This is a genomic window from Streptomyces sp. NPDC087428, from assembly GCF_044744085.1.
Lineage (GTDB): Bacteria > Actinomycetota > Actinomycetes > Streptomycetales > Streptomycetaceae > Streptomyces.
Window position 1 is genome coordinate 52,409 of sequence record NZ_JBIUXR010000017.1, and the last position, 25,052, is coordinate 77,460.

The 25,052-nt window shown below is 70.6% G+C and carries 18 protein-coding genes and 4 tRNA genes; 9 read left to right on the forward strand and 13 right to left on the reverse strand.

The window, feature by feature from the left end; translation table 11 throughout:
* Positions 1 to 46: 46 nt before the first annotated feature.
* The 5 genes from ACIO3R_RS31505 to ACIO3R_RS31525 all read right to left on the reverse strand — a co-directional run bounded on the left by ACIO3R_RS31505 (position 47) and on the right by ACIO3R_RS31525 (position 7,751).
* Positions 47 to 1,639, reverse strand: a complete 1,593-nt coding sequence (locus ACIO3R_RS31505; protein ID WP_402110402.1) for an amino acid permease — start codon at positions 1,637 to 1,639, stop codon at positions 47 to 49.
* A gap of 76 nt (positions 1,640 to 1,715) precedes the next feature.
* The gene (locus tag ACIO3R_RS31510) at positions 1,716 to 3,812 is read right to left on the reverse strand and encodes an FG-GAP repeat domain-containing protein (RefSeq protein ID WP_402110403.1); all 2,097 of its coding nucleotides are present in this window, start codon (positions 3,810 to 3,812) and stop codon (positions 1,716 to 1,718) included.
* A gap of 267 nt (positions 3,813 to 4,079) precedes the next feature.
* Positions 4,080 to 6,428 carry a DEAD/DEAH box helicase gene (locus ACIO3R_RS31515; RefSeq protein ID WP_402110405.1) on the reverse strand — a complete coding sequence of 783 codons (2,349 nt, stop codon included), beginning with the start codon at positions 6,426 to 6,428 and terminating at the stop codon, positions 4,080 to 4,082.
* 211 nt (positions 6,429 to 6,639) lie between these two features.
* On the reverse strand, positions 6,640 to 7,122 hold the full coding sequence (locus ACIO3R_RS31520; protein ID WP_402110407.1) for a hypothetical protein: 483 nt from the start codon (positions 7,120 to 7,122) through the stop codon (positions 6,640 to 6,642).
* A gap of 278 nt (positions 7,123 to 7,400) precedes the next feature.
* Positions 7,401 to 7,751 (reverse strand): metallopeptidase family protein, encoded by a 351-nt coding sequence (locus tag ACIO3R_RS31525; protein WP_385036404.1) that lies wholly within the window; start codon positions 7,749 to 7,751, stop codon positions 7,401 to 7,403.
* A gap of 85 nt (positions 7,752 to 7,836) precedes the next feature.
* Between ACIO3R_RS31525 and ACIO3R_RS31530 the strand changes: the two genes are divergently transcribed.
* The 4 genes from ACIO3R_RS31530 to ACIO3R_RS31545 all read left to right on the forward strand — a co-directional run bounded on the left by ACIO3R_RS31530 (position 7,837) and on the right by ACIO3R_RS31545 (position 9,735).
* Positions 7,837 to 9,369 carry a metallophosphoesterase gene (locus ACIO3R_RS31530; RefSeq protein ID WP_402110408.1) on the forward strand — a complete coding sequence of 511 codons (1,533 nt, stop codon included), beginning with the start codon at positions 7,837 to 7,839 and terminating at the stop codon, positions 9,367 to 9,369.
* Between the two features lie 81 nt (positions 9,370 to 9,450).
* Positions 9,451 to 9,523 (forward strand) — tRNA-Glu (locus ACIO3R_RS31535).
* A 38-nt stretch (positions 9,524 to 9,561) separates the two neighbouring features.
* A tRNA-Asp gene (locus tag ACIO3R_RS31540) sits at positions 9,562 to 9,636 on the forward strand.
* Between the two features lie 22 nt (positions 9,637 to 9,658).
* Positions 9,659 to 9,735: transfer RNA gene (locus ACIO3R_RS31545), tRNA-Phe, on the forward strand.
* A 38-nt stretch (positions 9,736 to 9,773) separates the two neighbouring features.
* On the opposite strand, the gene ACIO3R_RS31550 is transcribed toward ACIO3R_RS31545, so the two are convergent.
* From ACIO3R_RS31550 to ACIO3R_RS31560, 3 genes are all read right to left on the reverse strand, one after another.
* Positions 9,774 to 10,640: a cytochrome c biogenesis CcdA family protein gene (locus tag ACIO3R_RS31550; protein ID WP_402110409.1), complete on the reverse strand. Its 867-nt coding sequence runs from the start codon at positions 10,638 to 10,640 to the stop codon at positions 9,774 to 9,776.
* Positions 10,637 to 11,527: a DsbA family protein gene (locus ACIO3R_RS31555; protein WP_402110411.1), complete on the reverse strand. Its 891-nt coding sequence runs from the start codon at positions 11,525 to 11,527 to the stop codon at positions 10,637 to 10,639. Before ACIO3R_RS31555 ends, ACIO3R_RS31550 begins: the two co-directional genes overlap by 4 nt.
* Before the next feature lie 61 nt (positions 11,528 to 11,588).
* Entirely contained in the window at positions 11,589 to 12,014 is a 426-nt protein-coding gene (locus tag ACIO3R_RS31560) for a hypothetical protein (protein ID WP_402110412.1), read from the reverse strand.
* 171 nt (positions 12,015 to 12,185) lie between these two features.
* Here ACIO3R_RS31560 and hrpA point away from each other — a divergent pair, with 171 nt between their 5' ends.
* The 3 genes from hrpA to ACIO3R_RS31575 all read left to right on the forward strand — a co-directional run bounded on the left by hrpA (position 12,186) and on the right by ACIO3R_RS31575 (position 16,948).
* Positions 12,186 to 16,106: an ATP-dependent RNA helicase HrpA gene (gene hrpA, locus ACIO3R_RS31565; RefSeq protein WP_385036399.1), complete on the forward strand. Its 3,921-nt coding sequence runs from the start codon at positions 12,186 to 12,188 to the stop codon at positions 16,104 to 16,106.
* A 114-nt stretch (positions 16,107 to 16,220) separates the two neighbouring features.
* Positions 16,221 to 16,295 (forward strand) — tRNA-Asp (locus tag ACIO3R_RS31570).
* Positions 16,296 to 16,435: 140 nt separating this feature from the next.
* Positions 16,436 to 16,948, forward strand: coding sequence for a DUF6274 family protein (locus ACIO3R_RS31575; RefSeq protein ID WP_402110414.1), 513 nt, complete (start codon positions 16,436 to 16,438; stop codon positions 16,946 to 16,948).
* Positions 16,949 to 17,463: 515 nt separating this feature from the next.
* On the opposite strand, the gene bldC is transcribed toward ACIO3R_RS31575, so the two are convergent.
* Positions 17,464 to 17,670 (reverse strand): developmental transcriptional regulator BldC, encoded by a 207-nt coding sequence (gene bldC / locus ACIO3R_RS31580; RefSeq protein WP_003949541.1) that lies wholly within the window; start codon positions 17,668 to 17,670, stop codon positions 17,464 to 17,466.
* A gap of 512 nt (positions 17,671 to 18,182) precedes the next feature.
* A complete protein-coding gene (locus ACIO3R_RS31585) occupies positions 18,183 to 19,028 on the reverse strand; it encodes a hypothetical protein (protein WP_402110416.1) in 846 nt (281 codons plus the stop codon).
* 182 nt (positions 19,029 to 19,210) lie between these two features.
* Here ACIO3R_RS31585 and ACIO3R_RS31590 point away from each other — a divergent pair, with 182 nt between their 5' ends.
* Positions 19,211 to 20,302, forward strand: a complete 1,092-nt coding sequence (locus ACIO3R_RS31590; protein WP_402110417.1) for a Leu/Phe/Val dehydrogenase — start codon at positions 19,211 to 19,213, stop codon at positions 20,300 to 20,302.
* A 314-nt stretch (positions 20,303 to 20,616) separates the two neighbouring features.
* Positions 20,617 to 20,874 (forward strand): DUF3073 domain-containing protein, encoded by a 258-nt coding sequence (locus ACIO3R_RS31595; protein ID WP_385036395.1) that lies wholly within the window; start codon positions 20,617 to 20,619, stop codon positions 20,872 to 20,874.
* A gap of 144 nt (positions 20,875 to 21,018) precedes the next feature.
* Here ACIO3R_RS31595 and purM read toward each other — a convergent pair whose 3' ends face one another.
* The 3 genes from purM to ACIO3R_RS31610 all read right to left on the reverse strand — a co-directional run bounded on the left by purM (position 21,019) and on the right by ACIO3R_RS31610 (position 25,046).
* On the reverse strand, positions 21,019 to 22,092 hold the full coding sequence (gene purM, locus ACIO3R_RS31600; RefSeq protein ID WP_385041044.1) for a phosphoribosylformylglycinamidine cyclo-ligase: 1,074 nt from the start codon (positions 22,090 to 22,092) through the stop codon (positions 21,019 to 21,021).
* 60 nt (positions 22,093 to 22,152) lie between these two features.
* Positions 22,153 to 23,679, reverse strand: a complete 1,527-nt coding sequence (gene purF, locus ACIO3R_RS31605) for an amidophosphoribosyltransferase (protein WP_385041047.1) — start codon at positions 23,677 to 23,679, stop codon at positions 22,153 to 22,155.
* Between the two features lie 566 nt (positions 23,680 to 24,245).
* Positions 24,246 to 25,046: a sterol carrier family protein gene (locus ACIO3R_RS31610; RefSeq protein ID WP_385041050.1), complete on the reverse strand. Its 801-nt coding sequence runs from the start codon at positions 25,044 to 25,046 to the stop codon at positions 24,246 to 24,248.
* Positions 25,047 to 25,052: the final 6 nt, after the last annotated feature.

Below are 25,052 nucleotides of genomic sequence, written 5' to 3' on the forward strand. Positions count from 1 at the left end.
ATCGGGTATCGGTTGCCGGGCCCGGTCATCGTGGTGGAGGCCCCGCTCAGCGAGGTGTATTGCGGGCGATCGTGCGCTTGTGATCCGGATTGAGGAACCAGTGGCGGGCCGAGGCCAGCCACCAGGTGGCGGCGAAGCCGAGGACCACCAGGACGGCGATCGGGGCGTAGTTGAAGGTTTCCCAGGTGACGGGTGAGACCTGGGGCAGCATGAAGAGCACCGTGATGACCGCCACCCAGACCACCGCGACGATGCCGATGGGACGGGACCAGCGGCCCAGGTGCCAGGGGCCCCGCCGGAAGTCGTCGCCGCGCAGGAGGCGGAGCAGGGTGGGGATGACGTAGGCGATGTAGAGGCCGATCACCGCGATGGAGGTGACGGCCGCGTACGCGGTGACGTTGATCAGGTACGGGAGGCCCAGGGCCAGCGCGCCGATGGCGGCCAGCCAGACCGCCGCCACGGGGGTGCGGGTGCGGGGGCTGACCGTGTGCCAGACGTGGGAGAACGGGAGGGCGCCGTCCCGGGAGAAGGCGTAGATCATCCGGCTGTTGGCGGTCACGGACGCCATGCCACAGAAGAGCTGCGCGCCGATCACCACCAGGAGCAGCAGCTTGCCCGTGGTGGCGCCCAGGGCGTCCAGGAGGATCTGGGCGGGCGGGGCACCGGTCGGGGAGGCCAGGGCCCCGTCGTAGGACTGGATGGCGAAGGTGAAGCCGAGCAGGAGGACGAAGCCGGCGATCCAGGAGGTCCAGATCGACTGGACGATGCCGCGCGGCCCGGCCGTCGCCGCGTCGTGCGTCTCCTCCGTCATGTGGGCGGAGGCATCGTACCCGGTGAAGGTGTACTGGGCCATCAGCAGCCCGATCATCACCACGTAGAAACCGCTGCCCCAGCCGGTGTTGTTCACGAACTCCGTGAAGACGAACGACGCGGACTGGTGGGAGTCCGGTACGAAGGTCAGCGCGCCGACGATGACCGCGACGCCGCCCACGTGCCACCACACGCTGACGCTGTTGAGGATCGCGACGATCCGTACCCCGAAGGTGTTCAGCAGGCCGTGCAGGAACAGGATCGCGGCGAAGAGGAGGATCGTGCGGCCGGGCGTGATCCGGAAGTCGAACTGGAGGTTCAGGTAGGCCCCCAGGAACGAAGCCGCCCCGAAGTCGATCCCGGCGGTCACCGCGACCTGGCCCAGCACGTTGAACCAGCCCGTGAACCACGCCCAGGCCGCCGCCGAACGCGGCGGGGCCAGCCGGTGTGCCCAGAAGTACAGGCCCGCGGACGTCGGGTACGCCGAACAGATCTCGGCCATCGCGAGGCCGACGAACAGCGTCATCAGGCCGACGCCGACCCAGCCCCAGGTGATCAGGACCGGGCCGCCGGTGTTCATGCCGAACAGGTAGAGCGTCAGGCAGCCGGAGAGCACCGAGATGATCGTGAACGAGACCGCGTAGTTGGAGAACGCCGACATCCGGCGGGCGAGGACCTGGGTGTAGCCGAGTTCGGCCAGCCGCTCCTCGTCCGAGCCGGACGGACCGGACGGACCGGACGGACCGGACGGACCGGACGGACCGGACGGACCGGACGGACCGGACGGACCGGGAATTCCGGACGGGGCACCACGGGGATTGTTTGTCATGCCCCCAGCGATTCCCTCGCCGGGGGCACGACATGCACCGGTCGCCGCCCCCTCGGGGCCGGAGCCCGTCAGCCCCTCAGAAGATCCCCTTGTACGTCCACCCCGTGGCGATCTGCGTACGGGACCCGAACGAGCCCTTGCCGTTGCCGTTGTTGCGGTACAGCTTCCCGGCCTTGTCGCGTACGACGATGTCGTTCCTGCCGTCGCCGCTCAGGTCGCCGACGCCCACCATCAGGTTGTACGAGCTCCCCCAGTCCGAGAACACCTTCACCCTCGGCGCGAAGCTGCCGTTGCCCAGGCCGTTGTAACGCCACAGGCCGCCCTTGCGGTCATGGCCGAGCAGGTCGGGGCGGCCGTCACCCGTGATGTCGCCGACACCCGTGATCTGGGCGTACGTCTTCCAGTTGGTGAAGATCCTGGCCTTCGGCGCGAACTTCCCGCCGGCCACGCCCGCGTAGAAGTACATGTCGCCGGTGGACGTCTGCCGGGCCACGAGGTCGGCCCGGCCGTCCCCGTTCAGATCGCCGGGCGAGGTCAGCACGTCGTACTGCTGCCAGCCTCCGCCGATCACGGTGTGGCTGCCGCCCGGCGTGTACCCCGAGTTGCCGCAGCGGCCGGCGTACTGGCGCAGTTCGCCGCCCGGCATCCGCACGATCAGTTCGGAGCAGCGGTCGCTGCCGGTGTCCGCGAGCGGCACGGCGAGCGTGCCGGCGGGCCAGCCGGTCCCGGTGACCTTCCCGTCGAACGTGCCCGGGGCCCCCTTGCCGAACTGGACGGTCAGCCCACCGGAGGAGTTGAGGGTGACCAGGTCTCCGATGCTGTACCGGCCCTGGTCGTGGAAGCCCGCCTTGCCGCCGCCCACCCCGATGGAGCCGCTGGTGGTGTACGTCCCTGACCCGTCCTCGGCCCTCGCGTTCAGGGTCCAGGTGTGCCGGCCGTTGCCTGTGTATCCGCCCGCGTCCGTCCGGCCGTTCCAGGCGACGTCCGCCTCGGTGCCGGATCCGGTGCCCTTGAGGGTACGTACCGTGCGGCCGGTCCAGTCCTTGACGGTGTACGTCCAGGTGACGGGCTTGTTGAACTGCCAGGTGCTGAGCCACGCCTCCAGGCCGTTCACGCCCTTGAGGTCGACAGAGGTGCCGCCGACGTCGGAGGCGATCTTCGCGAGGGGCTGCGCGGGCACGCCGCTGGGCACGATGTGGACGGAGTTCGCGGCATCGACGTACGCGATGTCCCCGCCGAACCTGTCCACCGCCCAGGTCAGCCGGCGCTGGTCGGTTGTCTTCCCCGCCGCCAGGTCGGCCACCGCACGGGGAGCCGCGGCCTTGCCCGTGTGGAAGTCGGTCAGCAGCAGCTTCCCGGCGGTCCTGTCGTGCCGGACGAGGTATCCGTCACCGACGAGGGCGGGCCCCGACGGCACGGTGAACGACTTCTTCGCCGTCCGGTCGTACACCCCGGCCGCACCGGTCGTCCCGCAGTTCCAGTAGACCCAGCGCCCGACCGCGCGCACCTCCTTGATCACACAGGCGGCGCCGGTGGCTGCCGTCTCCACGACCTTGTTCTTCTCGATGTCGGTCGCGGTGAGCGCGCCCTTGGCGGAAGTCGCCGCCCACAGCGAGGTGCCCCAGACGGAGGCGGCGGTGGCGGTGCGGACGAGGGGGGCGGGGGTCGCGTAGTAGCTCGGGTACATGCCGGCCCGCTGCTTGACGGGCGAGCCGCCGTTGACGACCCAGGCGCGGGCTGTCAGGTCCACGATCTTCGCGGTGCCCTCGGGGTAGCGGACATCGCCCCCGTTGTACGAGTTCCCCGGCCCCCAGAACTGGACGCTCTCGGTGCCGGCGTTGTCGCCGTTGACGAACACGACACCGAAGTGCCCGTGCCCCGAGGCCACCAGCTCCACGCAGGAGCCCATGTCGCAGGGCACCGTCCTGAAGTGCGCGCCATTGGCCAGGGCCCCGGCGTACGCCCGGCCCTCCCGCGCCCCCACGGTCGTGCCGTCGGCGGACACCTGGCGCTCGTAGATCATCGCGTCACCACTGGGGCTCCGCTCGGCCGTGACCAGCCGCCCGCCGGCGAAGTCGAGACCGCGGACCCCGGTGGTCGCCACGGTGGCCGGAGCCCCGGCGCCGGCCGCCAGGGGCACGAATCCCGCCCCGATTCCAAATGCTGCCGTCATCGCGACAGCACCGCGTACAACAGTGTGGCGTCTCACGCCCAGCCCCTCCCGGGAACTACCGAAGAGCATGAGGAGGACGCGGCAGAGTGCCGCGGTCTGTGCGAAGTGTGAAAGCCCCCCCGGCCCTGACCCCTCATGCGAGTGGGCCGACTTTAACAGCATCCGCACAGGTGGTGACAGGGAGATTCGAACCCGTTCAAAAAAACAGGGCCCGCACAACACCGAAGTGATGTGCGGGCCCTGCTCAGCAGTCAGGCGATCGGACGATCAGCCGTTGCGCTTCCAGCGCGGCTTGTCGTCGCGGCGGCCGAAGGAGCCGGTGCTCGTGCCGGTTCCCGTGGAGCGGTGGTCGTCACGACGGCCGGTCGGACGGTCGTTGCCGCCCGAGCGGAAGCCGCCGGAGGGACGGTCGTCACGGTTGAACGGGCGGTCGCCGCCACCGGAGCGGAAGCCACCGGACGGGCGCTCGTCACGACGGTCACGGTTGAACGCCGGACGGTCGTTGTCACGGCTGAAGCCACCGGCCGGGCGGTCGTTGTCGCGACGCTCGAAGGGGCGGCCGCCACGGTCGTCACGACGGTCGCCGCCACCGGAGCGGAAACCGCCCGAGGGACGCTCGTCACGACGGTCACGGTTGAACGCGGGACGGTCGTTGTCACGACGCTCGAAAGAACGGCCGCCACGGTCGTCACGACGGTCGCCGCCACCGGAGCGGAAACCGCCACCGACGGGACGGTCCTCGCGACGGTCGTTGCTGCCGCGGAACGACGGACGGTCGCTGCTGCCGCGGTAGCCGTTGCTGCCGGCGGGACGCCCACTGCGCTCGCCGGTACGGTCGTTGCCGCCGCGGTAGCCGCCACGGTCGCCGCCGCGGTTGTCCCGGCGCTCGAAGTTGCCGCGGTCGTCGCGACGCTCCTCGCGCGCGGCCTGCTGCTCCGGCACGGAAGCGGCGGCCAGGAGTGCGGCCTCCGCCTCCGCGGCGACCTCGGCCACCGCTGCCTCGGGGTCGTCGCCCCGCTCGCGTGCGGCACGGGCGACCAGGCGGTCGGCCTCCTCGCGCAGCTCCACGGCACGGCGCTGGATGCGCTCGAGCTGCTTGGTCAGGTCGGCGGCCTCGCGCTCGGCCTGCTTGGCGGCGTTGTTCGCGGAGTCGGCCTGGACCTCGGTGAGCGAACGGGCACCGGTGATCTCGGCGACCTCGGGCTCGAAGACGCCCGCGCCCTGGACGATGTGGCGCGAGGCGTCGACGCCCGCGTCCTCCATCAGGCGGAAGATCTGACGACGCTGGTGCGGCAGCGCCAGCGAGACCACGACACCGGACTTGCCGGCACGGGCGGTACGGCCCGAGCGGTGCAGGTAGTCCTTGTGGTCGCCGGCCGGGTCCACGTTCAGGACCAGGTCGATGCCGTCGACGTGGATACCGCGCGCCGCGACGTCGGTCGCGACCAGCGCGTTGACGAAGCCCTTCTTGAAGTCCTCGAGAACGCGGGTACGGGCGCCCTGGGTCATGCCGCCGTGCAGCGCGTCCGCCTTGACGCCCGCCTCGACGAGCTGCTCGGCGATGCGGTCGGCGCCCAGCTGGGTGCGGACGAAGATGATCGTGCGGCCCTTGCGGGCGGCGATGGCGGAGGTGACCGGCGCCTTGTCCTTCGGCTTCACGACGAGGACGTGGTGCGACATGGTCGAGACGTTGCCCTGGGCGGAGTCGACCTCGTGGGTGACCGGGTTGCTCAGGTAGCGCTTGACCAGGGTGCCGATCTCGTTCTCCATGGTGGCGGAGAAGAGCATCCGCTGGCCGCCACCGGGGATCTGGTCGAGCAGCTCGGTGACCTCGGGCAGGAAGCCCAGGTCGGACATCTGGTCGGCCTCGTCGAGGACGGCGACCTGGACGTTCTCCAGGGAGCAGGCTCCCCGGTTGATGATGTCGCGCAGCCGGCCCGGGGTGGCGACGAGGACGTCGACACCGCGCTCCAGCGCGTAGATCTGGTTGCCCATCGACGTACCGCCGCAGACGACCTTCATCTTCAGGCCGAGCACGTCGCCGTAGGGCTGGAGGGCGTCCGCGACCTGCATCGCGAGCTCACGCGTCGGGGTGAGGATGATCGCGCGGGGCTTCTTCTTCTCGGTGTGCCCGCCGGACAGCGAGGCCAGCGTCGGCAGACCGAAGGAGAGGGTCTTGCCGGAGCCGGTACGGCCGCGGCCGAGGATGTCCTTCCCGGCCAGGGCGTCCGGGATGGTCGCTGCCTGGATCGGGAAGGGCGCGGTCACACCGTTCTGCGCGAGCTTGCGGACGATGCCGTCGGGCAGGCCCAGGCTGGCGAACGTGACGGTCGGCTCGGCGTCCGCCTCGTCGGCGGCGGAGTCGGTGTCCGTGCCGGCGTCGGCCTGCGGGGCGTCGGAGACGCTCTGCTCGGCCTTCTCGGCCTCCGGAGCGGCCTTCTCGGCCCGGGGGGCGTCGCTCTCGGCCTGCGGGGCGTCGGTGTCGGCCTGGGGGGCCGCGATGTAGTCCTTGATGGAGACGGCGGACTCGGCGACTACGGCCTCTGCGGCCTCGACGAGCTCGTCGTTCTCGATGTTCTCGGGCAGCACGGTGTGGTCAGAACTGGAAATTGACATGCGAAATGCGAAACCTTCCGGAGTCTCGGCACGCGCCCGTAACTCCGTGTTTTCGCAATTTCGACCGCCTCAATGCGGTCCAGCCACGGCAAGGGAGAGTACGCGCCACACGGCGCTCTTCTGTGTCGGCGCCGGGCAATGGATCAAACGATCTACTACCATACGCACTCACCCCCGCATCGTGCAAACCGGCCCCCCGACGACCACCCCGTCAAGCCGGTCCCACCTGCGGCGATGCCTCCGGGGTCCGCATCTCGTCCACGTTGTCCAGCGCACCCATCGCGTCCGTACGGAGCTGAGCGGCGGGCGACGCCGAGGGCACCTCCGGCGGCTCCGAGGGCTGCGGCTCGGGCTCGGGCGGAGCCGACGGCTCAGGGGCCTGCGGTTCGGACGGAGCCGGGGGGTCGGGCCGCTGCGGGACCCCGGGCTCCGACGACGGGAGCGGCGGCGCCGGCATCCGGCCGATCCGGACCCGACCGGGCTCGGCGGACCCCGTGCCGGGACTGCCCGAGGGCTCCGCGGAGGCGCTCGGGGCGCCGGACTCGGCCGCCTCCCGCTCGGAGTGCGCCTCGGTGGCGCCGGTACGGGCCCGGCCGGTGCCGGCCGCGGTGGAGCCGTCGGGGCCGGCCGTCACCCCCTTCGGTGCGGCGGACCGCGAGGGTGCCGGTTTCCCTCCGCCGTCGCCGACGCTCATACAGCCTGTGGACGCGGCGATCGTCACAACGGTGACGGCCGCCCAGCGGACGGGGACAGGGACGGACAACGGGCGCACGGGGCACCTCCGGGGGCACGAAGAGGGACGAGGCGGTACGGAAACGAGCCGGGGAGCGCTGTGCCCAACTCCCGCCGCCCCGCCGGGGACACGCCCCGGCCCCGGCCCGCACACCTCATTCACACCTGGGGGTCCGCGTCGGGCACCGGACGCCGCGAACCCGCACGATCCGGACCGCCGGCCCCGGCCACCCCCGCACCTCACCCGTAACCGAGCGCGTGGAGCCTCTCGTCGTCGATGCCGAAGTGGTGGGCGATCTCATGGACGACGGTGATCTCCGTCTCGGCGACGACGTGCTCGCGCGACTCGCACATCCGCAGCGTCGGCCCCCGGTAGATGGTGATCCGGTCCGGCAGCACGCCCGCGTACCACTCACCGCGCTCGGTCAGCGGCGTGCCCTCGTAGAGCCCGAGCAGATCCGGATCATCGGCTTCCGGTTCGTCCTCGACGAAGACCGCGACGTTGTCCATCAGCCGGGTCAGCTCCGGCGGGATCCGGTCCAGGGCCTCGCCGACCAGTTCCTCGAACTCTTCCCGCGTCATCTCCAGCACCCCGTCATTGTCACGTACCGGGGCCGGAAGTGCCCCGAGGTGCCCGGAGCGCATACCTCCCCGCGGACCGGGGCACAGTCGCCCAATGGCCCGCGACCCGTTCCGTGCCGCAGCAGCCCGTGTCCGCCGCCTCCGCGTCCGCCGCGCCGGCGGCACGCCCGTCGCCCCGCCGCGCCCGTTCGTCCGCGCGCTGGGTCTGGTCACCGTCGTGCTGTTCGGTGCCTGGCTCGGGCTGCTGGCCGTCGGCAGCGTCCGTACGACCGTCGGCCCGATGGACACGACGATGACCCTGCGCCCCTCGCTCAGCGGCGGCACCAAGATCAACGTGTCGCCGCTCGGCGCCCTGGAACTGGACTCGCACCGCGCCCCGGTCCGGCTCGACGTCGATGTCGACCGACTCGACCCGGTCCGCTCCGAGGCCCTGGTCCAGCACCCCGAACGGCTGTCGGGCCTGGAGGACGAGGTCACCGCGGACGTCGCCGCCGGCACCCGTGAGCTCGCCCTGCGCTCCTGCGTCGCGGTCGTCTCCGGAGCCACCGCACTGGGCCTCGCGGTCTACCGCAGGCCCCGCCGCGCCCTGGCGGCCGGCGGGCTCGCGCTCTCGCTGCTGGCCGCCTCCGGGGTCGCCGCGTACGCCACCTGGAACCCGAAGTCGGTCCTGGAACCCCGGTTCTCCGGCCTGCTCTCCAGCGCCCCCTCCGTCGTCGGCGACGCCCGCTCGATCGTCACCGACTTCGACGTCTACCAGCGGGAGCTGGCCCGGCTGGTCACCAACGTCACCAAGCTGTACGACGCCACCTCGACGCTCCCCGTCTACAGCCCGGACCCCGCCACGCTCCGCGTCCTGCACGTCTCCGACATCCATCTGAACCCCGCGGCCTGGCACATCATCGGCTCGCTCGTCGAGCAGTACGACATCGACGTGATCATCGACTCGGGCGACACGATGGACCACGGCGCCGCCGTCGAGAACAACTTCCTCGACCCCGTCAGCGATCTGGGCGCCCCCTACGTCTGGGTCCGCGGGAACCACGACTCCGCGACCACCCAGAAGTACCTGGAGCACGCCGAACGGTTCAAGAACGTGCACGTGCTGGACGAGGGCCGGGCGGTGAACGTCGGCGGACTGCGGGTCGCGGGCATCGGGGACCCGGAGTTCACCCCGGACCGCACCGGGCCCGAACAGGCCGAGGACGTCGAACGGACGGCGGGCCTGCGGCTGGCGGCCGCCCTGCGCGGCCAGCAGCGGGCCGGCACCCCGGTCGACATCGCCGTCACCCACGAGCCGGCGGCGGCCCGGGAGACGGACGGCACGGTCCCGCTCGTCCTGGCCGGCCATGTGCACCACCGGCAGAACGAGGTGATGAAGCTCGGCACCCGGCTGAAGGTCGAGGGCTCCACGGGCGGCGGCGGGCTGCGCGCCGTACAGAACAAGAAGCCGGAACAGGTGCTCGCGTCCGTGCTCTACCTGGACCGCTCCACCCGGCGCCTACAGGCCTGGGACGAGATCACCCTGGGCGGGCTCGGCCTGACGACGGCCGAGGTCAGCCGCCATCTCCCGGAGGAGAAACCGGCTCTCCCGACCCCGCTCCCGACGGCTCCCACGACGTCCCGGTAAACCGTTTTGGCGATAGCTGCCGCCATCCCATATGCTTCTGACGTCCCCGACGCGCTGGGAAAGCGCGCAGGTGGGCCCTTAGCCCTCATCGTCTAGTGGCCCAGGACGCCGCCCTTTCAAGGCGGTAGCACGGGTTCGAATCCCGTTGGGGGCACGCTAAAACGTGTGCGAGACTCGTCTCGCACATAGCTTGGTCCTGTGGAGCAGTTTGGAGTGCTCGCCACCCTGTCAAGGTGGAGGCCGCGGGTTCAAATCCCGTCAGGACCGCTGCAGCCCGTATGAGCTGCGTGGCTGGGTAGCTCAGTTGGTACGAGCGATCGCCTGAAAAGCGATAGGTCGCCGGTTCGATCCCGGCCCCAGCCACCACCCGAAGGCCCCGTCCGGTGGACGGGGCCTTCGCCGTGTCAGGCACCCTCCCGGTCAGCGGTGTTCAGCGCGTCCGCGGCCTCCGCACGGCGGCGGCGCCCGGCCCGTACCGCGAGCATCAACAGCACCACGGCCACCACCGCGACCAGCATCACCACATCCGGCACATGCTCGCCGACGCCCTGGGCCCACTGCTCCACGGCGAACGACTGGTCCACGTCCAGCAGTCCCGGCAGCGCGGTCGTCCCGTCGTAGACCAGGAACATGGCGCCGAGCCCGATGAAGAAGAGCCCCGACAGCAGCGACGTGGTGTGCAGCTCGAAGCGGCCGAGCCGCACGACCCGCCCGCGCAGCCACGCGCGGCGGCCCAGCTCGAACCGTTCCCAGAGCAGCGCGAGCAGGAAGAGCGGCACCGCCATGCCCAGGGCGTAGACGGCGAGGAGCAGTCCCCCGTACGCCGGGCTGCCGCTGACGGCCGCCACGGTCAGCACGCTCCCGAGGATCGGCCCCGCGCAGAATCCGGCCAGTCCGTAGACCGCGCCGAGCGCGTAGACCGATACGGCGGTGGTGGGACGGATCCGGCCGCTGAGGGCGGCGATCCGCCGCGAGGCGAAGCCGAGACCGACGATCTGGGCGACGCCGAGCACGATGATCAGCCAGCCCGCGCCGAGGACGAGGGCGTCGCGGTGGCTGTAGAAGAGCCGTCCGGCGTACGAACCCGCCGCGCCCAGCGGGACGAGGGTGGTGGCCAGGCCCGCGTAGAAGATCCCGGTCCGGGCGAGGAGCCGTGAGGTGGAGTTGATGGAGTACGCGAAGAAGGCGGGGAGCAGCAGGGCGCTGCACGGGCTGAGCAGCGCCAGCAGTCCGCCGAGGAGTGCGGCGAAGTAGCCGATCCCGGCCGTCACTTCGTCGCGCCCGCGGAGCCCGTGCTGCCGGTGCTGCCGGTGCTGCCGGTGCTGCCGGTGGACGGCTCGGCGCCCTTGGCGTCCTCGCCCGCGCCGCCGGCGTTCTTCGCCTGCTCCGCCGCCTGCTCGATGGCGTCGACGAAGGTCTGCGTCGGCTGTGCTCCGGCGAGCGGGCGGCCGTTGATCAGGAAGGACGGGGTGGACGTCGCGCCGATTCCGTACCCCTGCTCCTGGTCCTTGCTCACCGCGGCCGCGGCCGCCGCGCCGTCCGTGTCGGCCTGGAAGCGGTCCAGGTCGGCCACCCCCGCCTGCTGGGCGAGCGCCTTCAGGCGGTCCTTGCCGAACCCCTTCTCCTTGACCCCTTCGGCGTACGCGGCGCTGTGGAACTGCCAGAAGCGCCCCTGTTGTCCGGCGGCCCAGGAAGCGCGCGCCGCGGTCTCCGACTCGGCGCCGAAGATCGGGAAGTTGCGCCACTCGATGCGCAGGGTGCCGTTGTCGACGTACTTCTTCACCAGGGCGGGTTCGGTGTCGCGGGCGAACTTCGCGCAGTAGCCGCACTTGAAGTCGGCGTACTCGATGAGGACGACGGGCGCGTCCGGCCGGCCCTGTGCCAGCTTGTCGCCGGCGTCGCGCCTGGCCAGCTTCGCCAGCTCCGGGTAGACGCCGGCCTCCGGGTCCGCGCTGACCTCGGCGACCGCGGAGGAGCCGGAGCCCGGGGCGTCGGGGGCGGTGGCCCGGTAGGAGACGTAACCGAGCAGGGCCGCGGCCACGACGATCCCGGCGCCGTAGACGAGCGGCTTCCTGGACCTGGCGGCCTTGTTCGGCCTGCCGGTCGTACGGGACTTCGGGGACGGCTTGGACGCGGGCTTGGGCATGGGCTTGGACATGCGGAACTCCGTGCTGGCGATGCGGGCGGGGTGAGCGGACGGCCGTGGCGAGGCGGGCCGTCTACACCCTCAGTACGGAGAGCTCCACCGGAGTGGGCGCGGTCGCGTCGGGACCGCGCAGCGCCGTCGGAGCGGGCGGCCGGACCGGCCCCGGCCCGGTGGCGACGGGCAGGCCCCATTCGGCGAGGCCCGGCGCCTGGTCCTGGGCCGTGCGGGACCGGCCGGGAACTGCGGGTTCGCTGCCCTGGCGCTTCCCGCCCCTGCCGCAGCCCGGAATCCCGTCCCCGCTGTCCGCGGTGACTGCGACCGGCGCCGGATCCCGGTCGGATACGTGGGCGGATACCGGGCCGGACACCGGGGACGGCACGACCACCGCCGCCGGGACCGCCGCGGCGGCCGCCGTCCGGGCCACCGCCGACTGTCCGCAGAACAGGCCGAGGACCACCGCGAGGGCCGCCACCAGGCAGCACCACTGCGAACGGGTCACGGGCGGCCGGCCTTCCTGCGGGCTGTTCTGCGGACGGGGTTCACGGGGGTTCAACTGTCCGGAATGGTACGTGCTGTGATCGCGCCGCCCCCCGCCGTGCCGACTCCGTGACCGAGCCCGCGCGAAATACGTTCGCCGTTCCTCGGGCCCGGGTGAGATCCTGGAACCCGTATGTCTACTTCCTTCGCCGATCTCCAGTCCCAGCTCGGGCAGCTCTCGCTGCGCGACGCCCACCGGCTCGGCCGCCGCCTCGAAGGCGCGCGCCGCATTCGTCAGCCCGAGGCCCAGCAAGGTGTGCTGGACGAGATCGCCGCCCAGGCCACGAAGGCGGCGGGACGGCTCGCACTGCGGGCCGGGCGGCTGCCTGCCCTCACGTACCCCGAACAGCTTCCGGTCAGCCAGAAGAAGGACGAGATCCTGGAGGCGATACGTGACCACCAGGTCGTGATCGTCGCCGGTGAGACCGGCTCCGGCAAGACCACCCAGATCCCCAAGATCTGCATGGAGCTGGGGCGTGGCGTCCGCGGCATGATCGGGCACACCCAGCCCCGCCGGATCGCGGCGCGCACGGTGGCCGAGCGCATCGCGGAGGAGCTGAAGACGCCGCTGGGCGAGGCGGTGGGCTGGAAGGTCCGCTTCACCGACCAGGTGAATCAGGACGCGACCTTCGTCAAGCTCATGACGGACGGCATCCTGCTCGCCGAGATCCAGACGGACCGCGAGCTGCTCGCGTACGACACGATCATCATCGACGAGGCCCACGAGCGGTCGCTGAACATCGACTTCCTGCTCGGCTATCTGGCCCGGCTGCTGCCCAAGCGCCCGGATCTGAAGGTCGTCATCACCTCGGCGACGATCGACCCCCAGCGCTTCGCGCGCCACTTCGGCGAGGCCCCGGTCGTCGAGGTCAGCGGCCGTACGTACCCCGTGGAGGTGCGGTACCGCCCGCTCCTGGAGGAGGAGGGCGACGACTCCGACCGCGACCAGATCACCGCGATCTGCGACGCCGTCGACGAGCTCCAGTCGGAGGGGCCCGGCGACGTCCTGGTCTTCCTCTCCGGGGAGCGGGAGATCCGCGACACCGCGGACGCGCTGGGCAAGCGCAACCTCAGACACACCGAGGTGCTCCCCCTCTACGCACGTCTGTCGCACGCCGAGCAGCACCGGGTGTTCCAGCGCCACACCGGTCGCAGGATCGTGCTGGCGACCAATGTCGCCGAGACCTCGCTGACCGTGCCCGGCATCAAGTACGTGATCGACCCGGGCAACGCCCGTATCTCCCGCTACAGCCACCGCACCAAGGTCCAGCGGCTGCCGATCGAGCGGATCTCGCAGGCCAGCGCCAACCAGCGCAAGGGCCGCTGCGGCCGTACGTCGGACGGCATCTGCATCCGGCTGTACTCCGAGGACGACTTCCTGACCCGTCCGGAGTTCACGGACCCGGAGATCCTGCGGACGAACCTGGCCTCCGTCATCCTCCAGATGACCGCGGCCGGTCTGGGCGACATCGAGAAGTTCCCCTTCATCGATCCGCCGGACCACCGCAACATCCGCGACGGTGTGCAGCTCCTCCAGGAGCTGGGGGCGCTGGATCCGGAGGAGAAGGATCCCAGGAAGCGGCTCACCCCGCTGGGCCGTCAGCTCTCCCAGCTGCCGGTGGACCCGCGCCTGGCCCGGATGGTCATCGAGGCCGACCGCAACGGCTGTGTCCGCGAGGTCATGGTCATCGCCGCCGCGCTCTCCATCCAGGACCCGCGCGAGCGCCCGTCCGAGAAGCAGACGCAGGCCGATCAGCAGCACGCCCGGTTCAAGGACGAGACGTCCGACTTCCTGGCGTTCCTGAACCTGTGGCGCTACGTCCGCGAGCAGCAGAAGGAGCGCGGCTCCTCCAGCTTCCGCCGGATGTGCAAACAGGAGTACCTGAACTTCCTGCGCATCCGCGAATGGCAGGACATCTACGCACAGCTGCGCACGGTCGCCAAGCAGATGGGCATCGAGCTCAATGACGAGGACGCTCCCGAGCAGTCGGTGCACACCTCGCTGCTGGCCGGTCTGCTGTCGCACATCGGACTGAAGGACACCGAGAAGAACGAGTACGTCGGTGCCCGCAACGCCAAGTTCGCGATCTTCCCGGGGTCGGCGCTCTTCAAGAAGCAGCCGCGGTTCGTGATGTCGGCCGAGCTGGTGGAGACGTCCCGGCTGTGGGCGCGGGTCAACGCGCGCGTCGAGCCGGAGTGGATCGAGCCGCTGGCCCAGCACCTGCTGAAGCGCACCTACAGCGAGCCGCACTGGGAGAAGGACCAGGCGGCGGTGATGGCGTTCGAGCGGGTCACGCTGTACGGCGTACCGATCGTCGCCCAGCGCAAGGTCAATTTCGGCCGTATCGACCAGGAGATCTCGCGGGACCTCTTCATCCGCAACGCCCTGGTGGAGGGCGACTGGCGCACGCACCACCAGTTCTTCCACGACAACCGCAAGCTCCTGGGCGAGGTCGAGGAGCTGGAGCACCGTGCCCGGCGCCGCGACATCCTCGTGGACGACGAGACGCTCTTCGACTTCTACGACCAGCGGCTCCCGGAGCACATCGTCTCGGGTGCGCACTTCGACTCCTGGTGGAAGCAGAAGCGCCGGGACGAGCCGGACGCGCTGGACTTCGAGCGCTCGATGCTCATCAACGAGAAGGCCGGGAACGTCACCAAGGACGACTACCCGGACTCCTGGCGGCAGGGGAAGCTCAAGTTCCGGGTGACGTACCAGTTCGAGCCCGGCGCGGACGCCGACGGCGTGACCGTCCACATCCCGCTCCAGGTGCTCAACCAGGTCACGTCGGAGGGCTTCGACTGGCAGATCCCGGGCCTGCGCGAGGAAGTGGTCACCGAGCTGATCCGCTCCCTGCCCAAGCCGATCCGCCGGCACTACGTCCCCGCCCCGAACTACGCGGACAAGTTCCTCGACCGGGCCGTGCCCCTCCAGGAGCCGCTGCCGGTCACGCTCGCCCGCGAGCTCCAGCGGATGGTCGGCGTCCCGGTCACCGCGGACGACTTCGACCTGAGCCGTGTCCCGGACCACCTGAAGATCACCTTCCGGATCGTCGACGAGCGGCGCCGCAAGGTCGCGGAGGACAAGGACCTGGAGGCGCTGAAGATCCAGCTGCGGCCCAAGGCCCGGCAGGCGCTCTCCCAGGCCGCGGCGGCGACCGCGGGGCCCACGGGCGAGTCCATCGAGCGTTCCGGCCTCACGGACTGGACGATCGGCACCCTGGACCGGATCTTCGAGACCCGGCGGGCCGGCCAGCCGGTGAAGGCCTACCCGGCCCTCGTCGACCAGGGCGAGACGGTCGCCGTACGGCTCTTCGACACCGAGGCCGAGCAGCAGCAGGCGATGTGGCGCGGCACCCGGAAGCTGATCCTGCTGAACATCCCGGTGAACCCGGCGAAGTTCGCCTCGGACAAGCTGACGAACCAGCAGAAGCTGGCCCTGTCCCGCAACCCGCACGGCTCCGTCCAGGCGCTCTTCGACGACTGCGCGACCGCCGCCGCCGACCGGCTGATCGCCGCGCACGGCGGCCCCGCCTGGGACGAGGCGTCGTTCCGGAAGCTGTACGACAAGGTGCGCGCCGATCTGGTGGACCTCACCGTCCGCACGATCGGGCAGGTCCAGCAGATCCTGGCGGCCTGGCAGGCGTGCGAGCGCCGGCTGAAGGCCACCAACAGCCTGGTCCTGATCAACAACGTCACCGACGTACGGGAGCACCTCGCCCGTCTCGTCCCGCCCGGGTTCGTCACCGCGACCGGGCTGCGCAGGCTGCCCGACCTGATGCGCTACCTGGTCGCGGAGGACCGCCGGCTCCAGCAGATGCCGACCAACGTCCAGCGCGACACCTCGCGCATGGAGAAGGTCCACGAGATGCAGGACGAGTACGCCTGGCTGCTCGAACAGCTGCCGCAGGGCAGGCCCGTTCCGCAGGAGGTCCTGGACATCCGCTGGATGATCGAGGAACTGCGCGTCAGCTACTTCGCGCACGCGCTGGGCACCGCGTTCCCCGTCTCCGACAAGCGGATCGTGAAGGCGATCGACGCCGCCGCCCCGTAGCCGTCCGCCGGTGGCCGGGTAACCGGCCGGCCACCGGAAGTGAGGTCGACCGCACCCTCTGACCTCCTGTACAGTCTGTCTTCGCAGCCAGCCGCGAGGCAGCAGCGAAAACCTGGTCCTGTGGAGCAGTTTGGAGTGCTCGCCACCCTGTCAAGGTGGAGGCCGCGGGTTCAAATCCCGTCAGGACCGCAGTAACGAAAGCCCGGATCCCCTGGATCCGGGCTTTCGCGCGTATTGACTCCGGTGTCCGCCGACGAGTACTCAGAAAACAGGGGCTGTCCCTGTTTTCTCGGCGCGGGACAGCGCGCATCCACCGGGAGGTGGCGCGGATGGCGGCATCCACGGGCGAGGGATTTCGAACGAGCGAGGGTTTCCGGACGGACGGGGAGCCGGGGACGCATGACGGTTTCCGGCCGGACACCGGTTTCCGGACGGAGCAGAGACTGCGGGCGCCCGTGGAACTCCGGACGGACGGGGGCGGCGCCCCCGAACCGGCCCGGCCGCTGCCCCGGGCCCGGCGGAGGACACCCCGGCACGAGATCCGCGCCCTGCTGCGCGCCCATCTGGCGGCCGCCACCGGCTTCCGCCACCTCACCCGGCACTGCGCGGTCTGCGCCCGGCTGCTGCGGCTCGCCATGGACCCCGTGACGGCCTCTCAGGCGGCAGACCCCACCGAGGAGCCACCCGGCCCTTCCAGGGCGCCCACAGGGCCCCGGAAGGCCGCCGTGCGGGCCCTCGGAGCGCCTCCCGGCGAAGCGCCGGCGCCGGGAGGCCCGGAACCGGTCCACGACGGCCGGTCCACCCCCCGGCAAGCACGGGACGAAAGTCCTCCCGCCACGTGACCAATGGCGTGCTGCCGCACCCCTATGCAGTGGCAGGCTCGTACTTGGCAAGAGTCATGCCATGTGACGGGAGTCACTGAATCCGTTTTGAGAAGGGGTGACTTTACACCCTTCCTACAACTGGCGAATTTAATATGTGCAATTGCACCACTCGGACGGGACCCGCCCAGGAGCCACCGAACCGTCCGCGCCAGGCCTTCCCGGGACGAGGTCACACAGTCCCGCACAGACCCGAGCAAGCCCGCACGAGACCCATCGGGAGCCAACCGGGCGTCCGGTTTCCAGTGGCCTGAACAGGCAGGGCGCCGCGGCCCCGAGCACGCGTGACCGGCCGGCCGTGAACGCACAAAAAAGATCGCGCTGGACCCGGCGGAGTCCAGCGCGATCTGACGACGTGACCTGTACGACACAGGTACGGCGCCCGTTGGGGCGGGCGCCCGTCATATGGAGCTATGGGCGGGCTACCTGGGTTGGGGGACCCAAAAGCCCGGTTGTGCTGCGGCGACAGGGGTTGGTCAGGCCTCGCTGCGCTGCTGCGGAATACCCGCAAGCAGTGCGCGGACCTCTGCCTCGCGGTACCGGCGATGTCCACCGAGCGTGCGGATGGACGTGAGCTTGCCTGCCTTGGCCCAACGGGTAACCGTCTTCGGGTCCACGCGGAACATCGTGGCAACCTCAGCCGGGGTCAGCAGCGGCTCGGCATCAGGGGTGCGAGCGGTCATGAGCGGCCTCCTCGGGAGAACCGAACAATCTCGGTTCTTTCCTCTAAATTCTGCACCTTGACCCACGTTGCCCGAAATGGCGGACGCGGGCCGAGTCGGTTATAGGACGAACGGCTTGTCCTCGGCACTACAACTACACCATCCGTCCAGCCACGTCGGCCAAACCGATGGAATTGCCCTCCCAGGTGTTCATCAGCGACGGAAGCCGATGGACCATGCCATAGCGGACAGTCACACCACCGTGACGATCAGTCACAGAGCGATCAGGAGTCGTCAGACCCCCCGTAGAACGCAATGCAGAGCACTCCGCCCATAATTGGACGAATGGAGCCCTCCCCGGACTCCTTGTCCTATTTTGGCACGAGGAGTAGGTAAGGGCGCAAGGGCCCCGTAAGTGCTATCCATCACGCTTGAGGCAAAGGCCCGGTTCGGGACGTAGGTCCTGACACATCAGGAGTACTCTTCCGCCTCTTCACCCTCACGTGTCACACAGGACGCAGGTTCATCGCTTGTCAGTTCGCGAACTGACGATCCCTTACGGACCTCCAGCGCTCCGAAAGACGGGCGTACGCCGCACTCGCCCCCTCGGCGTCACCGGACCGCAGCGCCTCGATGCCCTCCGCCACGTCCGCCGCACTCCGGTCCTCGGCGAGGTGCGGCGCCGGCAGGGCGTGCACCAGCCCGCCGTAGTCCAGCTCGACCAGGGCGCGCGGATGGAACTCCTCCAGCCAGCGGCCGACATCCACCAGGCCGTCGGTGAGCGGCCCCTCGTCCATCGCCTCGCGCAACGTCTTCAGCGCCCGCGCCAGCCGGCGGCGCGCCTGGACCATCGGCGTCCGGTAGCGCAGCACGGCCGGCTCACCGTCCTCCCCCGCCGGCCGGTGCTCGCGCTCCTCGTCCGAGACGAGGACGAACCAGCGCACCGGGACCTGCCACACCGCCGTCCTGATCCAGGGCCGGGCGTCCGGATTGCGCTCCGACCACCGCTCGTGGTCGGCGAGCGCCTGCCCGCGCACCACCGGCGGCAGCACCGCGTCGAGCACCGGCCCGGGGAACATGTCCGCGAGACCGTCCAGCGCCAGCCAGCCGCGCAGCCGGGTCCGCCACGGGCAGACGCACACCACACCGTCCACCTCGGCGACGAACGCGTCGGCGCTCTCGTGCGCCGGGACACCCACCGGCGGGGTCGCCACCAGGTCGGCCAGCGAACGGCGCAGTTCGTCCTGGGCCGTGGGCATCCGGGCACGGCCCGCATAGCGCGCCCAGTGCGCGCGTTCGGCCTCCGGGAAGGCCGCCAGTGGCTCGTAGACCCTGAGGTAGGACGCGTATGGAACGGGCACAGAAGACACCACCGACATGCAGCGATCGTGTCACGCCCGTACTCCGGTCGTGGGTGATCCGCGGCACCTGATCACATCTCCGTCCCCGCGGGACGAGCGGCCTTAAGCTCATGCCCACGGACCGTCCGTGCCGGTCGGTCCGGGGCTCTCCCCACCTTCAGGAGGGTCCTCCCGCCGCTTCGTAATGGGGAGTCACCACAGTGACCGATGTGACCGACGGCGTCCTGCACACCCTGTTCCACTCGGATCAGGGGGGCCACGAACAAGTCGTGCTCTGCCAGGACCGTGCCAGCGGCCTCAAGGCCGTCATCGCCATCCACTCCACCGCCCTGGGCCCGGCCCTGGGCGGCACTCGTTTCTATCCGTACGCCTCCGAGGAGGCGGCCGTCGCGGACGCGCTGAACCTGGCGCGCGGCATGTCGTACAAGAACGCTCTGGCCGGGCTCGGCCACGGTGGCGGCAAGGCCGTCATCATCGGCGACCCGGAGTCCTTCGAGGGCGCCCGGCGGACCGAACTGCTGCTGGCCTACGGCCGGGCGGTGGCCTCGCTCGGCGGCCGCTACGTGACGGCCTGCGATGTCGGCACGTACGTCGCCGACATGGACGTCGTGGCCCGCGAGTGCCGCTGGACCACCGGCCGTTCCCCCGAGAACGGCGGCGCCGGCGACTCGTCGGTGCTCACCGCGTTCGGCGTCTTCCAGGGCATGCGGGCCTCGGCCCAGCACCTCTGGGGCGACCCGACGCTGCGTGGCCGAAAAGTGGGGGTCGCCGGAGTCGGCAAGGTCGGCCATCACCTCGTCGAGCACCTGCTGGCGGACGGCGCCCGGGTCACGGTCACCGATGTGCGGGACGAGTCCGTGCGCCGGATCACCGAGAAGCACCCCGAGGTCGCCGTGGCGGCGGACACCGGGACGCTGATCCGTACCGAGGGCCTGGACATCTACGCCCCGTGCGCGCTCGGCGGCGCGCTGAACGACGACACCGTTCCGGTGCTCACCGCCTCCGTGGTGTGCGGCGCGGCCAACAACCAGCTCGCGCACCCGGGCGTCGAGAAGGATCTCGCGGACCGCTCGATCCTCTACGCACCCGATTACGTGGTGAACGCCGGCGGCGTCATCCAGGTCGCCGACGAGCTGCACGGCTTCGACTTCGACCGGTGCCGGGCCAAGGCGGCACGGATCTTCGACACGACGCTGGCCATATTCGCACGTGCGAAGAGTGACGGCATTCCCCCGGCAGCGGCGGCCGACCGGATCGCCGAGCAGCGGATGGCCGACGCCCGCCGTCGCTGACCGCGGCAGGGGCCCTACGGGGCGTCATTCCCTGCGCAGGGCTCGCTGTACCCGCCGATCGGGGAGACATGCCTCACCCCGGTCGGCGGGTCGCATGCCCAGAAGAGGTTAAAATCGCAGTTGACCAGCGAGGACGGGGCTCCTCGCGGGTCCTCTTCCGGGGCGTGTGATGCGGGCGGCGTACCGTAGGGCCGCGGAAGCAGGTACCGTTAAAGCTCTACAGGCACGGTCTCTCTACCGAGAGTCCGTCCTGAAACATGAACGCGTGTCAAGACTCTGGGGCCGTCGAGCCCCGTCACCGAGGGGGTCGAGCCATGGGGCGCGGCCGGGCAAAGGCCAAGCAGACAAAGGTCGCCCGTCAGCTGAAGTACAGCAGCGGCGGGACTGACCTGTCGCGTCTGGCCAATGAGCTGGGCGCATCACCTTCGAGTCAACCACCGAACGCAGAGCCGTTCGAGGACGACGACGAGGAAGATGACCCGTACGCACAGTACGCGGATCAGTACAACGACGACGATGACGAGGGCGAGGACGATCAGTCCGGTCCGTCGTCACAGCGCCGCGGCGCTTGACCTCGCGCTGACACATCAACCCGGTCCGGGCCTGTCCCGGACCGGGTTCTGTGCTGTCCCGATCCGGAGCGTGTGCCGTCCCGGTACGCCGGGCGGGCCGACCCGGCCCGCCCGGCGTACCGGTGCTGTCCCGCGTGTCCACGCTCAGCGCGCGTACCCGCCCACGAGCTCCGCACCCGTCGCGTGCGCACCGCGGTCGGTGATCTCTCCGGCGATCCAGGAGTCGACACCGCGGTCCGCCAGTGTCGTCAGGGCCGCGTCGGCCGACTCCGCCGGGACGATCGCGATCATGCCGACGCCCATGTTGAGCGTCTTCTCCAGCTCCAGCTGCTCGACCTGACCGGCCTTGCCCACCAGGTCGAAGACCGCGCCGGGCGTCCAGGTGGAGCGGTCCACCGTCGCGTGCAGTCCGTCCGGGACGACCCGGGCCAGGTTGTTGGCCAGGCCGCCGCCGGTGACGTGGCTGAAGCCGTGCACCTCGGTCGTACGGGTCAGCGCCAGGCAGTCCAGGGAGTAGATCCTGGTGGGCTCCAGGAGCTCCTCGCCGAGCGTCCGGCCGAACTCCTCGACCTCGCGGTCCAGCGTCCAGCCGGCCCGGTCGAAGACGACGTGGCGGACGAGCGAGTACCCGTTGGAGTGAAGCCCGGACGACGCCATCGCGATGACCGCGTCCCCCTTGCGGATGCGGTCGGGGCCCAGCAGACGGTCGGCCTCCACCACACCGGTACCGGCGCCGGCGACATCGAAGTCGTCCGGGCCGAGCAGACCGGGGTGTTCGGCGGTCTCGCCGCCGACCAGTGCGCAGCCCGCCAGCACACAGCCTTCCGCGATGCCCTTCACGATGGCCGCGACACGCTCGGGGTGCACCTTGCCGACACAGATGTAGTCGGTCATGAAGAGGGGTTCGGCACCGCAGACGACCAGGTCGTCCACGACCATGCCGACGAGGTCGTGGCCGATCGTGTCGTACACGCCCATCTGGCGGGCGAGGTCGACCTTGGTGCCGACGCCGTCGGTGGCGGAGGCGAGCAGCGGACGCTCGTAACGCTTGAGGGCCGAGGCGTCGAAGAGTCCGGCGAAGCCGCCGAGGCCGCCGAGGCCCGCGACCTCGGGGCGCTGCGTCTTCTTCACCCACTCCTTCATCAGCTCGACGGCACGGTCGCCGGCCTCGATGTCGACGCCCGCTGCCGCGTAGGAAGCACCTGTTGTCTCAGACATTGCCTGGGATCTTTCGTGTGGAGATACGGGGCTGGTGGAAAGGCTGCCGGACGGTCCGGGTCACGGACGGCGCAGCGCGTCGGCCGCGGCGGTCGCCGCAGGGCCTGCCGCCAGCTCGGTCTCCAGCAGCTGCTTGCCGAGCAGCTCCGGGTCCGGAAGCTCCATCGGGTACTCGCCGTCGAAGCAGGCGCGGCAGAGGTTCGGCTTGTCGATCGTCGTCGCCTCGATCATCGAGTCGATCGAGATGTACGAGAGCGAGTCGGCCCCCATCGACGTGGCGATCTCGTCGACGGACATGCCGTTGGCGATCAGCTCGGCGCGGGTCGCGAAGTCGATGCCGAAGAAGCAGGGCCACTTCACCGGCGGCGACGAGATCCGGATGTGGATCTCGGCGGCGCCCGCCTCGCGGAGCATCCGGACCAGCGCGCGCTGGGTGTTGCCGCGGACGATCGAGTCGTCGACGACCACCAGGCGCTTGCCCTTGATGACTTCCTTGAGGGGGTTCAGCTTGAGACGGATGCCCAGCTGCCGGATGGTCTGGGACGGCTGGATGAAGGTCCGGCCGACGTAGGCGTTCTTGACCAGTCCGGCACCGAACGGGATTCCGCTGGCCTCCGCGTAACCGATGGCGGCGGGAGTGCCGGATTCCGGAGTCGCTATGACCAGATCGGCGTCGGCGGGAGCCTCCGCGGCCAGCCTGCGGCCCATCTCCACCCGGGAGAGGTAGACGTTCCGCCCGGCGATATCGGTGTCGGGGCGGGCCAGGTAGACGTACTCGAAGACACAGCCCTTGGGCTTCGCTTCCGCGAACCGTGAGGTGCGCAGGCCGTTCTCGTCGATGGCGACGAGCTCGCCGGGCTCGATCTCGCGGACGAAACTGGCACCGCAGATGTCGAGGGCGGCGGACTCGGAGGCCACCACCCAGCCACGCTCCAGCCGGCCCAGCACCAGCGGGCGGATGCCCTGCGGGTCACGGGCGGCGTAGAGGGTGTGCTCATCCATGAAGACGAGGGAGAAGGCCCCCTTCGCCTCGGGAAGCACCTTGGTGGCGGCTTCCTCGATGGTGAGCGGCTTGCCCTCGTCATCGGTCTGGCCGGCGAGCAGCGCGGTCACCAGATCGGTGTCGTTGGTCGCTGCGACCTGGGTGGCGCGACCGTCCTTGCGGGGGAGGTCGGCGACCATCTCGGCGAGCTGGGCCGTATTGACCAGGTTGCCGTTGTGACCCAGGGCGATCGAGCCATGCGCGGTCGCACGGAACGTCGGCTGCGCGTTCTCCCACACCGAGGCACCGGTGGTGGAGTAGCGGGCATGACCGACCGCGATATGGCCCTGGAGTGATCCCAGAGAAGTTTCGTCGAAGACCTGCGAGACCAGTCCCATGTCCTTGAAGACCAGGATCTGGGACCCGTTGCTCACTGCGATGCCCGCGGACTCCTGTCCACGGTGCTGCAGGGCATACAGTCCGAAATAGGTGAGCTTGGCGACCTCTTCGCCCGGAGCCCAGACACCGAAGACGCCGCAAGCGTCCTGGGGGCCTTTCTCTCCGGGGAGCAGGTCGTGGTTGAGTCGTCCATCACCACGAGGCACGCCACCGAGTGTAGGCGAGATCGACCACTGGTCCGAATGGGGACACCCGGCCGGAGCACGGGGCGAGCGCCACCGCGCCCGCCTCCGGACGCCGCAGGGGCGGTCACTCGGAGTGATCACCGCGCGGGGGCGGACGGCCCGCCGCGAGGGCCGCAGGGCAGTTGTCGCCCGGATCACCGGCGGATTACCGACCGGATCAGGCCAGGGCCCGAGGCCCCGCCGGACCGGTTCGTGGCACTCCGTGAGCCGGTCCCCGGGCCCGCGCGGCGGGGTGGCCGAACGCTCGTTTCGTGGTGAGCCTCACACCGGGGCGACCGGTATGCGGTATCTGGGGGCGGGGTGAGGGGCTGCTCGGGGGCGGGGGCCGTGGCGGCGCTCGGGGGCGCGGGCCGTGGGGCGGGGGCCGGGGGCCGGGGCCGGGGGCCGGGGGCCGGGGTGTCGCAGACCGGTCGGTCGGTCTCGTACGTTGGTGATCGGCCGGTCGGTCGGGTCGGTCGGTCGGTCGCGAGCCTTGACTGCCGGTCGGTCGCACGTCTTTGCCGCCGGTCGGCGCAGGGGTTCGGGGGCTAGCTCATCAAGGGCAGCAGCGCGGCTAGGTCCGCACGCTCGCCGCTGGCGCTGACCTTCGCCGCGTCGAGTGCCCGAGCCCACTCGGTCCGCCCGGTGGCCAGTCGGAACCAGGTGACCGGATCGGTCTCGACGACATTGGGCGGGGTGCCCCGGGTGTGCTTCGGCCCCTGGACGCACTGGACGACGGCGAACGGCGGGACCCTCACCTCGACCGAACCACCGGGCGCCCTCTCCGCCAGCGCGTCGGCGAGCAACCGGGTACAGGCGGCGAGCGCCTGACGGTCGTACGGGATGTCGAGCCCGGCCGCCTCGTTGAGGTCGTACGTGTGGACGACGAGCTCCACGGTCCGGGTGACCAGGAAGTCGCCGAGGCGCATCGCGCCGACCCGGGTGGGCAGCAGCCGGTCCTCGGACGCGCCGGCCACGAGCGACTCGAAGCGGTCGGCGACCTGCCCGTAGAGCGCGTGCACATCCGGGTGGCCGACGGCGAGCGCCGCGGTGTCGTCCGCGATCCGTCCGGCCCGCGCGGCGGTCGAGAACGGCCACTCCAGGAGCGTGACATCGGGCTTGGCGAGGGCCGGCTCGGGTTGCTCCAGATTCCGGCTGACGTGCGAGAGCGCCATGGTCAGGTGGACGGCCAGCTCGCGCACCGTCCAGTCACCGAGGCCGCTCGGCCCGTCCAGCTGCTGGGCCGTGAGGGCGCCAACGGCCTTCCGGACAAGGGCGAACTGCGCCAGGACCGCGGTGCGGGTCCGGACCGGGTCGTAGCGGCGGGCGCGCTTCTGGGACGGCGGCATGACGAG

Coding starts and splice junctions, on each gene's coding strand:
- ACIO3R_RS31505 (WP_402110402.1), bottom strand. CDS start 1,639: ATGACAAACAATCCCCGTGGTGCCCCGTCCGGAATTCCCGGTCCGTCC.
- ACIO3R_RS31510 (WP_402110403.1), bottom strand. CDS start 3,812: ATGACGGCAGCATTTGGAATCGGGGCGGGATTCGTGCCCCTGGCGGCC.
- ACIO3R_RS31515 (WP_402110405.1), bottom strand. CDS start 6,428: ATGTCAATTTCCAGTTCTGACCACACCGTGCTGCCCGAGAACATCGAG.
- ACIO3R_RS31520 (WP_402110407.1), bottom strand. CDS start 7,122: ATGAGCGTCGGCGACGGCGGAGGGAAACCGGCACCCTCGCGGTCCGCC.
- ACIO3R_RS31530 (WP_402110408.1), top strand. CDS start 7,837: ATGGCCCGCGACCCGTTCCGTGCCGCAGCAGCCCGTGTCCGCCGCCTC.
- ACIO3R_RS31555 (WP_402110411.1), bottom strand. CDS start 11,527: ATGTCCAAGCCCATGCCCAAGCCCGCGTCCAAGCCGTCCCCGAAGTCC.
- hrpA (WP_385036399.1), top strand. CDS start 12,186: ATGTCTACTTCCTTCGCCGATCTCCAGTCCCAGCTCGGGCAGCTCTCG.
- ACIO3R_RS31575 (WP_402110414.1), top strand. CDS start 16,436: ATGGCGGCATCCACGGGCGAGGGATTTCGAACGAGCGAGGGTTTCCGG.
- bldC (WP_003949541.1), bottom strand. CDS start 17,670: ATGACCGCTCGCACCCCTGATGCCGAGCCGCTGCTGACCCCGGCTGAG.
- ACIO3R_RS31585 (WP_402110416.1), bottom strand. CDS start 19,028: ATGTCGGTGGTGTCTTCTGTGCCCGTTCCATACGCGTCCTACCTCAGG.
- ACIO3R_RS31595 (WP_385036395.1), top strand. CDS start 20,617: ATGGGGCGCGGCCGGGCAAAGGCCAAGCAGACAAAGGTCGCCCGTCAG.
- purM (WP_385041044.1), bottom strand. CDS start 22,092: ATGTCTGAGACAACAGGTGCTTCCTACGCGGCAGCGGGCGTCGACATC.
- ACIO3R_RS31610 (WP_385041050.1), bottom strand. CDS start 25,046: ATGCCGCCGTCCCAGAAGCGCGCCCGCCGCTACGACCCGGTCCGGACC.